Source organism: Armatimonadota bacterium, from assembly GCA_031459855.1.
Taxonomy (GTDB): Bacteria; Sysuimicrobiota; Sysuimicrobiia; order Sysuimicrobiales; family Humicultoraceae; genus Fervidifonticultor; species Fervidifonticultor primus.
The window spans coordinates 1,674,402-1,686,542 of sequence record JAVKHP010000001.1 but is presented as its reverse complement, the minus strand read 5'-3'; the positions used below and the strand labels follow the sequence as shown (position 1 = coordinate 1,686,542).

The 12,141-nt window shown below is 72.0% G+C and carries 10 protein-coding genes; 8 read left to right on the top strand and 2 right to left on the bottom strand.

Translation table 11 applies throughout. The features are described from left to right. Positions 1–57 precede the first annotated feature (57 nt). Positions 58–540: a DinB family protein gene (locus tag QN157_07675; protein MDR7555471.1), complete on the top strand. Its 483-nt coding sequence runs from the start codon at positions 58–60 to the stop codon at positions 538–540. A 27-nt stretch (positions 541–567) separates the two neighbouring features. Here the strand turns inward: QN157_07675 and QN157_07670 are convergent, their stop codons facing one another. After that, positions 568–1,407: a M55 family metallopeptidase gene (locus QN157_07670; protein MDR7555470.1), complete on the bottom strand. Its 840-nt coding sequence runs from the start codon at positions 1,405–1,407 to the stop codon at positions 568–570. Positions 1,408–1,680: 273 nt separating this feature from the next. Beyond that, complete coding sequence (locus QN157_07665) at positions 1,681–2,487, bottom strand: GntR family transcriptional regulator (protein MDR7555469.1); 807 nt, start codon at positions 2,485–2,487, stop codon at positions 1,681–1,683. Positions 2,488–2,946: 459 nt separating this feature from the next. On the opposite strand from QN157_07665, the gene QN157_07660 reads away from it, so the two are divergent. The 7 genes from QN157_07660 (at position 2,947) to QN157_07630 (ending at position 11,953) form a co-directional block, all read left to right on the top strand. Further along, positions 2,947–4,401, top strand: a complete 1,455-nt coding sequence (locus QN157_07660; protein MDR7555468.1) for a lactate racemase domain-containing protein — start codon at positions 2,947–2,949, stop codon at positions 4,399–4,401. Then, positions 4,398–5,423, top strand: coding sequence for an NAD(P)-dependent oxidoreductase (locus tag QN157_07655; GenBank protein ID MDR7555467.1), 1,026 nt, complete (start codon positions 4,398–4,400; stop codon positions 5,421–5,423). The genes QN157_07660 and QN157_07655 overlap by 4 nt, the downstream gene beginning before the upstream one ends. Then, positions 5,407–6,549, top strand: coding sequence for an ECF transporter S component (locus tag QN157_07650; protein ID MDR7555466.1), 1,143 nt, complete (start codon positions 5,407–5,409; stop codon positions 6,547–6,549). Before QN157_07655 ends, QN157_07650 begins: the two co-directional genes overlap by 17 nt. A 69-nt stretch (positions 6,550–6,618) precedes the next feature. After that, a complete protein-coding gene (locus QN157_07645; GenBank protein MDR7555465.1) occupies positions 6,619–8,010 on the top strand; it encodes a sugar ABC transporter substrate-binding protein in 1,392 nt (463 codons plus the stop codon). After that, on the top strand, positions 8,007–8,990 hold the full coding sequence (locus QN157_07640) for a sugar ABC transporter permease (GenBank protein ID MDR7555464.1): 984 nt from the start codon (positions 8,007–8,009) through the stop codon (positions 8,988–8,990). The genes QN157_07645 and QN157_07640 overlap by 4 nt, the downstream gene beginning before the upstream one ends. A 133-nt stretch (positions 8,991–9,123) precedes the next feature. Further along, the gene (locus QN157_07635) at positions 9,124–9,990 is read left to right on the top strand and encodes a carbohydrate ABC transporter permease (protein MDR7555463.1); all 867 of its coding nucleotides are present in this window, start codon (positions 9,124–9,126) and stop codon (positions 9,988–9,990) included. A gap of 25 nt (positions 9,991–10,015) precedes the next feature. Beyond that, on the top strand, positions 10,016–11,953 hold the full coding sequence (locus QN157_07630; protein ID MDR7555462.1) for an alkaline phosphatase family protein: 1,938 nt from the start codon (positions 10,016–10,018) through the stop codon (positions 11,951–11,953). Positions 11,954–12,141 lie beyond the last annotated feature (188 nt).

Below are 12,141 nucleotides of genomic sequence, written 5' to 3'. Positions count from 1 at the left end.
CCGGCAAGAGGGCCTCCGCCGGGAGCACGTCCAACCTCTCGACACAGGAGGAATCCGATGAGCACCGATCCTGCGTTGCGCCGCTGGCTCCGCTGGCAGCTGCGCGGCGGCCATGCCCACGTGCCGTTCGAGAAGGCGGTGGCCGGCCTGTCCTCCAGGCTGCGGGGCGTCAAGCCGCGGGGGTTGCCGTACTCGCCGTGGATGTTGCTCGAGCACCTGCGCATCGCCCAGTGGGACATCGTCGAGTACTGCCTGAACCCCGGGCATGTCTCGCCGCCGTGGCCCGAGGGCTACTGGCCAAAGGATCCGGCGCCTCCCACCGCGGGCGCCTGGACTGCCAGCATCGCGGCCTTCCAGCGAGACCTCCGGCGCATGGAGCGCCTGGTGGCCAACCGGGCGATCGACCTCCTGGCGCCCATCCCGCACGCGAAGCGGCATACCTACCTGCGGGAGGTGCTCATCCTCATCGACCACAACGCCTACCACATCGGGCAGCTGATCGTGGTGCGGCGGGTGCTGGGAGCCTGGAAGGACGGGTGAGCCGGCGACGATCCCACCAGCCGTGGTCTACAGCAGCCCCTCTGCCGTCGCCATGCCGACGATCAGGCACCCCCAGAACAGCTTGAACGCCTTCACGTAGTCGACGTCGGTGACGGCGATGGTGCGGGGGCCGCGTCGTTGCACGCCCGGGAAGAGGGTCGCCATGCGGGCCGGCGGCGTGCGCTTGAAGTCCACTTCGAAGACGACCGGCACCGGCACCCGGTAGGGTGCGATCGTCCCCTCGCGTACGGCGCGCAGTGCCCGGGCCGCGCCGTCGCGGATCAGCGCGTGGGCACGGGCCGGGGTGAGACTCAAACCCACCACCCGGTCCATCGCCTCCTTCACCGGCACCGTCACCACGCCGGGCAGACGGCGCGCGGCCTCGGCGCATACCGCCGCGTCGCCGGTGACCAGCGCCACGGGGACTCCGAAGGCGCCCGCCAGCCCGGCGTTGATCGCCGCCTCGTCCACCGGCTCGCCGTTGAGGCGCACCTCGTAGACGATGCGGCCCAGCAGGGTGTGGTTGAGGATGCCGTCGCCGCCGCCCTCGCGCTGGTGGTAGCCGACGAAGAACGCCGCGTCCCAGCCGCGGTCGATGCCCTCCAGCTGGCCCAGCAACTTGTTGCTGCCCGACAGCAGCCGTGCCGCCTCGTGCAGCTCTTCCACCAGCAGGTTGGTCATCGGCCCGTGGCCGTCGCTGACCACGACCTCCGTGGCCCCGGCCGCCAGCGCACCTTCGACCGCCGCGTTGGCCTCCTGGGTCATTAGCTTGCGGAAGCGATCGTACTCCTTCTCGCCGGGCGTGACGTGCTTGCTGACCGCGACGCCGGTGATGCCTTCCATGTCGACCGAGATGTAGACGCGCACCGATGCCCTCCTGGAGGTGCCACGGATGTGCCACGCTCGTGGCTGTCTACTTGCATCGCGAGACTCCGACGCACACGGCCCGGAGCCCTGCACGACGGGCGTCACCGCACCAGGGCGGTCCGGGGCCCTCGCCAGGCAGAGCCTCGCAGACCGCACCAGCGACCGCCCGCGGCATTCCGGCCATCGTGCGCCGCAACCGGCCCGCGCACGAGGCCCGCGGGCCGGTACCGATCGCGCCTGGCACGTTGCAGGGCGCTACCGGTGACCCGCCGCTCACCGGGGCCCGGGCAGCCCCGGGGCCGCAGGCCCGCGCGCCAGCCGGGCATCGATCCCCAGGACGCCGGTGAGCAGGAAGCGCGACTTGGCGGGATCGAGCCAGAACTCCGCGTACTCCACCGGCTCGGTCCGGGACCACTGGCACAGCGTCACGGCCAGACACGGGGCGCCGCGGCGTCCTCGGAGCAAGCGGGCGTTCTCGGCGGACATCGCCGTGAGCTCCATGCGCTCGTCGATGCGGGTGATGACCACGCCGAACTCCCGGGCGAGCACGTCCAGGAAGGCGCGGTCGGTGAGATCCATGGTGAGCAGGCGTTCGAAGCGCGGCAGGGGCGCCCACGAACTGCCCCGGGCCACGGGCTCCCCGTTGGCCCAGAAGACGCGGTCGAAGTGGATCGCCTGCCGGCCGGTGCGTCCGGGCCGCGGACGCTCGCGCGCCCCCGCGGCCCAGGCCGCCAGGACCCGATCGGGCGCCCGCCGCTTCTCCAGTGCCAGCACCTGCACTTTGGGATCCATGCCGGCGGCCTGAATGGCGCGATAGGGTGAGATGAACAGGAGGCCCGCGTCGGCCACGCCGCGCACGATACGGGTCCCCGCACGACGCTGCCGCACCAGGAGGCCGTCCTGCACGAGGCGGTTGAGGGCCTGGCGAATGGTGCCCCGGCTCACGCCCAGGGTACGGCAGAGCTCCTCTTCGGGCGGGAGGGTCTCGCCCACGCGCCACGCGCCCTGGGCGATCCCCAGCCGGATGAGCTCCCGGATCTGGACGTGCAGGGGAACGCCGCTGTTCCGATCGAGCCGCACCGGTGACTCCCGCCGCCCCGCAGGCGGCCTCCCGCATGGTAACACTTGTCCTGACCTGTGGACAATTGGCGGCGCGGCCGGCCCGCCGCGCGCAGGCCGCCAGCTGCCAGCACCCGCCCGCTGCAGCGACCCTCCTGTCCCCACGGCACCCACCCTGGAAACGGGAGGCCGAGAGGTGGCTGGTCCGTCCTCTCCGCTGCAGGGAGCCTCTGTCCCCACGGCAACCCCGCCACCGGGGACGGTGGGCGCTCCGCGAGCATCCACCCAGGGCACCCTCCCCCCGGGACGACCACCTCGCTGCGGCGGCCGGGGCCCCCGTACGGGGCCACGGCACGTCCAAATTTTCCGCCAATTGTCTAGAGGAATAAACAACATGCCCGTCGAAACGGCGCACCACGCACCGACCGCAGGGCAGGCGGCCTCCGCGCCCGGCCCGTGTGGCGCACGGCGGGGCAGACGATGGCGACGAAACGGGTACCCCTGGAGTACGGCGACGGCATCATGGAGATCGAGGTCCCCGACGACGCGATCGTCGTCGAGCCCGGCACGGTCTACCACGACCCCGTGCCGACCGCGGACCCGGTCGCCCTCACCCGGCAGGCCCTGGCCCACCCGCTGGGCACGCCGCGTCTGCGCGCCCTCGTGGGCCCCGGTGCGCGGGTCGTGATCGCCTTTCCGGATCGGGTGAAGGGCGGCACGCACGGCACGGCCCACCGGCGCGTGACGATCCCGTTGCTGCTCGAGGAGCTGCAGGACGCCGGCGTCCGCGACCGCGACGTCACCCTGCTGTGCGCGATCGGGCTGCACCGCAAGAACCTGCCGCACGAGTTCGAGAGCTACCTCGGCGCCGAGGTGGTCGCACGGTTCCGGGGACAGCGCCTGGTCAACCACGACGCCGAAGACCCCCAGGGGATGGTGCACCTGGGCGAGACCGAGGACGGCGACGTGGTCGAGGTGAACCGGGCCGTGCTGGAGGCCGACCTGACCATCGTGCTGGGGCACACGCTGGGGAACCCCTACGGCGGCTACAGCGGTGGCTACAAGATGCCGTGCACGGGGCTCGTGGGCTGGCGTTCCATTCGCTGCCACCACGCGCCCGGCACCATGTTCCGACCCGACTTCGTGCCCATCTCGACCGGCAGCCGCTTTCGCCAGCAGCTGCGCCGCATCGGGGAGGCCATGGAACGCGCAATGAAGCAGCCGTTCTTTGCCGTCGACGCCGTGCTCAACGGCCAGAACCAGCAGCTGACGGTGGTCGCCGGCCGCCTGGCGGACGTCGAGCAGGCGACCTGGCCGGCCGCCGGGCGCCGCACGGAGGTGACGGTGCCGGGCGAGCCCGCTGACGTGCTGGTACTGGGCATTCCCCGCACCTTCCACTACGGCCCCGGCATGGGGTCCAACCCGCTGCTGCTCAAGCAGGCGATCGGTGCCTCCCTGGCGCGCGCGTTCGGGGCGCTCGTGCCGTTTCCCGTGGTCATCGCCGCGTGCGTGTGCGACGGCTGGTTCAACGACGAGTGGTTCCCGGCGTACCGTGAGATCTACGACCTGCTGCAGCGCTGTCACCGCGTGGACGACCTCGCCCGCTACGAAGACGACGTCTGCACGCGACCGGAGTGGACCCGCCGGTACCGCCATGCCTACGCCTACCACCCGTTCCACGGGTTCTCCATGGCTTACATGGGCGGACTGGCCGACCGCTACGCGCGCGCCGTCTACCTCGTCGGCGCCCGCGACCCCGGGTATGCCCGGGGCATGAACTGCATTCCCGTGGCCACCTTCGACGAGGCGCTGCGACACGCCGCGCGCCACGTCGGCGGGCGGCCACGTCTGCTGATCGTGCCGCGGCTGTCGCGCGTGCAGGTACACCTGCACGCCGCGTCACGCGCCCACACTGAGGTCCCCGTCCCGCCATGACGCCCGCGTCCCGCCGGACCGCCGGCAAAGCAGCCCCCACCAGCGCGCGGCCAGCGCGGCGGCTGACCGCCAGCAGCGACGCCGTCGCGGTGGCAACCGGTCCCGTCTCACCGCTGGTCCCGCCGGCGCCGGTGGGCGTCGCCGGGTGCGGGACGATGGGCCGGTTGCTGGTCACCGCCCTGCACGCTGCAGGGTATCCCGTGGTCGCCTACGACCCCGACCCCCGGGCGCGGACGGCCGCTGTCGACGCCGGCGCGACCGCCGTGCCGACGCTGGACGACCTGGGCAGCCGCATCGCCGCCGTCGTGCTGTCGCTCCCCGGCCCGGCGGAGATCGTCGAGGTCACGGGGCGCCTGCTGGCGCACCCCGGCAGCCTGCAGGTCATCATCGACACGAGCACCAGCGACCCGGCGATCAGCCGCAGGCTGGCGGCCAGGGCCGCGGCCGCGCACGTCGGCTACCTCGACGCGCCCATCCTCGGGCGCCCGGCGACCGCAGGGCGCTGGACGGTGCCCGTGGGCGGCGAGGTCGCGGTGCTGGAGCGGGCACGGCCCGTGCTGGAGGCGTTCGCCGCCACCGTCATCCACGTGGGGCCCGCCGGCGCCGGGCACACGGTGAAGCTGCTCAACCAGATGATGTTCGCCATCATCAACGCGGCGACGGCCGAGCTGATGGCCGCCGCGCCGCGCGTCGGCATCGCGCCGGACGTGTTGTACCACGCGATCGTCTCCAGCGGGGCCGCGACGGTCTCGGGGCTGTTCCGCGAGGCCGGCGGCAAGATCGCCCGGGCCGACTTCTCCCCTGTCTTCTCCATCGACCTGCTGTGCAAGGACACCGATCTGGCGGTGCACATGGCCCGCGCCGCAGGGGCCGCACCGGTGCTGACGACGATGGTGCAGGTGCTGAACCACCTGGCGCGCGCACGCGGCCTGGCCGGACTGGACAGCGCTGCGCTGGTGCAGGTGTACGAGCGTCTGGCGCAGCCTCCTGTTGGGGAGTCCGAAGATGCCGCGCCCTCCTGATACCCTCGCCGAAGACCTCGCGCTGGCAGCGGCGCGCCTGCGGACCAGCCACCTGGGGTTCGTGATCGTGCACGAGGGCCGGGTGCTGGCGGAGTCGGCCGATCCCGGCCTTGGCGCCCTGCTCGACGCTGCAGCGCACCTGCGCGACGCGGGCTGCCGCGGGGCAGCCCTGGCCGATCGGATCGTCGGCGCGGCCGCCGTGGTGGTGGCGGCGTGGGGCGGCCTGGAGGCCGTCCACGCCGGGGTGGCCAGCGACGCCGCAGAGCGACATGCCCGGGCCCTCGGCCTGACGTTTACAGCCGACCGTCGGGTTCCCATGATCACGAACCGCGCGGGAACGGGGCCGTGTCCGTTCGAAACCGCCGTCGCCCAGGTGCTGGACCGCGGCGGCGACCTGGACGAGGCCGTGGCGGCCGTGCGGGAGACCGCAGCGCGCGTGGCCACCAGGGGACGCGCACGCCACCGGGCGCGCGCCCCGTGGCCAGAGCTGGGTGCCGCTGCAACCGTCACGATGGTCGGCGTGGGCGTGGCCCTGGCGGTCGTGCTGCCCGTGGCGTTCCACGCCGTGGGGCTGGGCCCCAGCTTGCTGCCCATGCACCTGCCGGTCCTGCTGCTGGGGGCGCTGGTCGGCCCGCGGGTGGGGTGTCTGGTGGGCCTGCTCGCACCGGGCCTCTCGCATCTGCTGACGGGCATGCCGCCCCTGGTCCCGCCGGTCGCCCCGCTCATGACGGCGGAGCTGGCCACCTACGGGCTGGTCATGGGCGCAGTACGTCGCCGCCTCGTGCCGGCCCGGGGGCCCGCGGGCTACGCGATACCCGATTCGCCGGCGCGCACGTCGCCTGCATCAGGCGGGCGTTCCTGGTCGGCGCTGGTCGCAGAGTACGTGGCGTTGGTCGTGGCCCTGACGGCTGGCCGGGCGGTGCTGGGACTGGTGGCAGCCGTGGTCGGGCCGGTCATGGGCCTCCCGGTGCCCGCGAGGACCTATCTGGCCACGGCGATCGTCACCGGACTGCCGGGGATCGTCGTGCAGCTGGCCGTGGTCCCCGCGCTGGTGTGGCGGCTGGAGCCCGTGCTGCCGCTGTACGGGCAGGCGGCGCCGGTCGGCGTGCGCGCAGGGTTGCGGTAGGCGAAAAGCGTGCGGGCGTGCTGTACCGCGCGTGGCAGGTGAGACAGACTCCAGATGGGAGGCGAGACCATGCGTAGGATGTCGCGACGCGAACTGCTCCGCATGACCGCCGGGGGCCTGGCCGCCGGGTACTTTGGGCGAGCCGGAGAGGCCGTCTGGGCTGCGGCCGCCCGCACCGACCCCTACGCGGCAGCGCGCATCAACTGGCGGCAACTGGCGGGCGAGCGCATCCACATCCTGGTGACGCCCGCCCACTACTTCACCAAGTTCCGGGCCGTGACGCCCGAGTTCACCCGGCTCACGGGCATCGAGGTCACCTTCGAGGTGATCCCGCCGCGCGAGATGCGCGAGAAGGCGGTGCTCGACCTGGGCGCCCGCACCGCCAACTACGCCAGCCACACGGCCGATCCCATGTTCCTGCCGCTCTACGCGGCCAACAACTGGGTCGAGCCGCTCGATCTGTTCCTGGACGACGCGAAGCTCACCGACCGGGCCTGGTTCGCCCTCGAGGACATCGTACCGCTGTGGCGCCGGGCCAACACCGTCCGCGGCCGGCTGTGGGGAATGCCGGTGGAGGGCGAGGTCACCATCCACATCTACCGCAAGGACGTCTACGACCGCCTGGGGCTGCGCCCACCGGAGACCCTGGACGAGCTGCGGGAGACCGCCCGGCGCAGCCACGCGCCGGCCCAGAACCTCTTCGGGCTCGCCCTGCGCGGATTTCGCGGCGCGGGGCAGAACATGTACATCTGGCCCTCGCTGTTCCGTGCCTACGGCGGGCAGTGGTTCGACCACGCCGGCCGCCCGACGGTCAACAGCGAGGCCGGCGTCAGGTCCCTCGAGTACTACGTGAGCGTCCTGCGGGAGTTTGCGCCCAGGGGCGTGGAGAACTGGAACTGGCCGGAGATCATGGAGGCGTTCGCCGCGGGCACCGTGGTGCAGTACATCGACGCCAACAGCACCGCGTCGGTCATCGAGAACCCGGCCAAGTCGAAGGTGGCCGGGCAGATCGGCTACCAGCGCTGGCCCAAGGGCCCGGCCAACAAGCGCGTCACCAGCATCTGGAACTGGGCGATGCCCATCAACGCCGCGCTGCCCTCCCGCAAGAAGCAGGCCACCTGGCTCTACATCCAGTGGCTCGCCAGCCGCCCCACCCAGCTGTCGTCGGCCACCTTCAAGGAGGCGCCCGACGCGGTGGTGCGCACCGGCGTCAACCGCATGTCCATCTGGCAGGACCCCGAGTACCGCAAGGTCATCGCGTTCACCCGTGACTACGCCGACGTGGTGCTGACCTCGTTGCGCGAGGACACCGACGCCGACTGGCGGCCCCGCATCCCCGAGTGGCCGGAGATCGGCGAGGCGATGGCCATCGCCATCCAGGAGGCCCTGGTGGGCCGCAAGACGCCGAAGCAGGCCCTCGACGACGCCAACGCCGAGCTCTCGCGCATCCTGCGACGGTGACGCGCAGAACGCAGCAGGCGGCCGACGCGCGGAACGGCCTCCCGGGCGCCCTGATCCCGCCGGCGGTCGGGGCGGCCCGGGCCGTTCCGCGCCGCCGCCGAACGTTCGACGACGAGGCGCGGTTCGGGCTGCTCCTGACCGGGCCGAGTCTGCTGGTCCTGGCCGTCGTCTCCACCCTGCCGCTGGTCTTCCTGGTCGCGGTGACCTTCTTCCGGATCGAGCTGACCCGACCGTGGGCCACGGGCTTCGCCGGCCTGACCAACTATACGGCCATGCTCACCGACCCCCGGTTCTGGCACAGCCTGCGGGTGACTGCCGTTTACACCGTCACCAGCGTGGCCCTGCAGGTGGTGCTGGGGCTCGCTTTCGCCCTGGCCCTGGCGGGGGAGATGCGCGGGCGCAACGTCCTGCGCACCGCCGTGCTGCTGCCCATGGTCCTGGCCCCGGTGGTGGTGGGGCTCGTCTGGCGCACCCTGCTGCTGACGCCGCGCTACGGGCTGCTCGACTACCTGGCCACGGTGCTCGGCATCGGCTCCCACAGCTGGCTGGGCGACCCCACGCTGGCGCTGGGCGCGGTGATCGTGCTGCACACCTGGCAGTGGACCCCGTTCGCCTTCCTGGTGTTCACGGCCAGCCTGGCCGCGCTGCCCGTGGAACCCTTCGAGGCCGCCCTGCTGGACCGCGCCACCGCCTGGCAGCGATTCCGCTACATCACGTTGCCGCTGATGCGCCCGGCGATCGTCACCGTGGTCATCATCCGGACCATCGTGGCGCTGCGCGCCTTCGACGCCATCTACGCCGCCACGGGCGGCGGGCCGGGTACCGCCACCGAGATCCTGAACCTCTACGCCTACCGGGTGGCGTTCAACGCGCTCAACCTCGGGTACGGGGCGACGCTCACGGTCACCCTCCTCCTGGTGACCGCGGCGATGACCGTGCTCTTCGGCCGCCTGCGCGCTGCGGTGGAGAGCCCCGCATGAGGTCGCCCCGCATGCGCGCATCCCACGTACCGCCACGGCGACGCGTCGTAGGGGGTAGAGGGCCCCGCACGAGGCCGCCCCGCGCCCGCCACGCACCGCCACCGGGACGCGTCGTGGCGTCAAGGGGCCCTGCATGAGCCCGCTTCGCCTCCCTCGCGCGCAGAGCGCAAGGTCCCTCGGGCTTCGACGTCTCGCCCGCCACCTGCCCCGCTACGCGGCCCTGCTGGCAGCCATCGGCATCTGGGCCGTGCCGGTGCTCTGGGTGCTGGCCACGTCGCTGAAGGCGCGCACCGACATCTTCACGATTCCGCCGCGCCTGTGGTTTGCGCCCACCCTCGAGCACTACCGCACCGCCCTGGGCACCGTCGACGTCTCGCGCAGCATCGTCAACAGCGCCCTGGTCGGGACGCTCACCATGGCGCTCACCCTGCTGGTCAGCGTGCCGGCCGGATACGCCTACGCGCGGGTGCGGTTCCCCTACCGCGAGCCGCTGTTCTTCTACACGCTGTTCACGCAGATGGCGCCGCCCGTCGGCTTCCTCATCCCCTTCTTCCTGGCGCTGTCGCGGCTGCGGCTGCTGGACACCCACGTCGGGATCCTGCTGATCTACCTCACCGTCACGCTGCCGTTCGCCGTCTGGCTCGTCACCACGTACTTCCTCGACGTGCCCCGCGAGCTGGAGGAAGCCGCCCTGGTGGACGGCTGCTCACGGCTGACGGCGTTTCTGCGGGTGGTGCTGCCCCAGGCCTACGGCGGGATCGCCGTCACGGCCATCCTCTCCTTCATCAACGCCTGGAACGAGTTCGTGTACGCTTCGGTGCTGACCGGCGCCCGTGTGCGCATGGCGCCGGTGGCGATCTTCGGCTTCCTGACCACCGAGGAGACCCTGTGGGGCCCGTTCGCCGCCACGGCGGTGATGATCATGGGCCCGGTGATCGTCGTGGCCTTCGTGATGCAGCGCCACATCGTGCGCGGGCTCACCCTGGGGGCGCTGCGGTAGGACGGGGCCCTCCGAGGAGGCGACCATGGCAGCACGACCCGACAAGCTGTTGATCCTGGGCCTGGACGCGGCGCTCCCCGACCTGTTGCGGCGCTTCGCCGACGAGGGCGCGCTCCCCGCGCTGGCGGGCCTGATGCGGCGGGGCGTCTTCGCCCGCGCCCTGACCACCTTTCCGCCCCTGACCGCAGCGGCGTGGTCGGCCATCGTCACGGGGGCAGGCCCCGGGAGCACCGGCGTGCCCAGCCTGATGGTGCACCTGCCCGGAGAACCGCTGGACGCGTGGCACACCTCGTTCGACCGGCGGATCCAGCTGGCGGAGACGCTGTGGGAGGCGGGGCTGCGCGCCGGCAAGGTGCCGGCGCTGGTGAACTGGCCGGTCACCTGGCCCATGGGGCTCGAGCGCGGTGTCCAGGTGGCGGCCGCCCTCAACCCGCCGTTTCGCTTCTTCTACATGCCGCTGTTCGACATCGCCAGCAGCTCGTTCTTCGCCACGCAGCGGTTCCCGTGCAACCAGGTGCCCGGGCGCATGGTGGTGGTCACCCCCGAGCCCGCACGGGCCTGGACGGGACTGCCGCCCAGCACGCGCCCGCCGCTGGAGATCACCGTCGACGTCCCGCCCACCTATGCCCGCGGGGTGCGCTACCACGTGGCCATCCTGGCCACTACAGACGCCGGCTACGACCAGCTCCTCGTGGCCCCGCAGCGCGACGGGCAGGCCGCCGTGACGCGGCTGCGGGTCGGCGAGCTCAGCGACTGGATCACCGAGACGTTCGAGACCGCCAGCGGTCGCCGGCGCGGGCGGTTCCGCTTCCAGCTCGTCGCGCTCAGCCCCGACGCCCACGACCTGCGGCTCTACGTCACCGCCATCAACACCGCCGAGCCCTACACGATCCCGGCCGAGCTCACGCCGGCCCTGGAGGCCGTAGCGGGTCCCTACATGGAGGTGGACGACCCGTGGGCGTTCATGGACGGCTGGATTCCCCTGGAGGCGTTCACGGCACAGCTCACCGCCCACACGACCTGGTGGACCAGGGCCACGGCCCACGTGCTGACCACCTGCGACTGGGACCTCGCCTTCTCGTGGGTGGGGACCATCGACCACGTCGAGCACGTCCTGTACGGTGGGATCGAGCCCCGGGCACGCACCTACGACCCTGCCAGCGCCGACCGCTGGTTGGGGGTGATCCGCGACGTCTACCGCGAGGTCGACGCGGGCGTGGCGCGGATCCTGCAGGCCGTGGACCTCGAGCGCACGCTGGTGCTCGCGGTCTCCGACCACGGCTTCACCCACCTCGACGTCTTTCCGTTCCTCAAGTACTGCCTGGCCGAAGCCGGGCTCATGGCGTTCACGCTGGACCCAACAAGCGGTGAGATGCTCGTCGACTGGACGCGCACCAAGTGCTACCCGTTGGAACCGGGCCACGCCCACATCTTCATCAACCTCAAGGGACGTGATCCCCAGGGCTGCGTGGACCCCAAGGACTACGGCAGGGTGCAGGACGAGATCATCGACGCCCTGATGCGCCTGCGCGATCCGGTCACCGGCGAACCGATCGTGGCCGCAGCCGTGCGCAAGGAGGACGCCCGTCTGCTGGGCGTGCACGAGGGGCGTGGCTACGATCGCATCGGCGACGTGCTCTACGCCTGGAAGCCCGGGTACATGGCCAACCCCTACGTCTACCGCGCCGCCGTCAAGTACCGTGACGGCACCGAGCGCATCATCGTCAACACCGAGAAGTTCGAGGCCTCGCGCCTGCTGCACAACTTCACGGGTGCCCACCTGACGCTCCCCACGGTGCGGGAGATGCATGCGGCCGCGATCCTGGCGGGCCCCGGGGTCAGGCACGTCTGGCCGCAGCAGCCGATCAACCTGATCGACCTCGCCCCCACGCTGGCGCACCTGCTGGGCATCCCCACGCCCCGCGATGCTGAAGGCCACGTGCTCCATGCAGTGCTGGAGTGAGGGGCGCAGGTCGTTCAGTCATTGCAATCACGGTTGTGCCGGGCAGGCTACGCGCGCCACGCGGTGCTGGAGTGAGCGACGCAGGGTCGCCAGTCACCCGTAAGCACGACCGTGACGGGCGCGCTACGCGCGCCACGCGGTGCTGAGCACGGGGCGCAGGAATCACGGTCGGGAATGCCCCGCACACG

Bases quoted from the DNA above. Each gene is read 5' to 3' on its own strand.
- QN157_07635 (MDR7555463.1), top strand. From the start codon at position 9,124: ATGAGCCCGCTTCGCCTCCCTCGCGCGCAGAGCGCAAGGTCCCTCGGG.
- QN157_07655 (MDR7555467.1), top strand. From the start codon at position 4,398: ATGACGCCCGCGTCCCGCCGGACCGCCGGCAAAGCAGCCCCCACCAGC.
- QN157_07630 (MDR7555462.1), top strand. From the start codon at position 10,016: ATGGCAGCACGACCCGACAAGCTGTTGATCCTGGGCCTGGACGCGGCG.
- QN157_07660 (MDR7555468.1), top strand. From the start codon at position 2,947: ATGGCGACGAAACGGGTACCCCTGGAGTACGGCGACGGCATCATGGAG.
- QN157_07650 (MDR7555466.1), top strand. From the start codon at position 5,407: ATGCCGCGCCCTCCTGATACCCTCGCCGAAGACCTCGCGCTGGCAGCG.
- QN157_07675 (MDR7555471.1), top strand. From the start codon at position 58: ATGAGCACCGATCCTGCGTTGCGCCGCTGGCTCCGCTGGCAGCTGCGC.
- QN157_07645 (MDR7555465.1), top strand. From the start codon at position 6,619: ATGCGTAGGATGTCGCGACGCGAACTGCTCCGCATGACCGCCGGGGGC.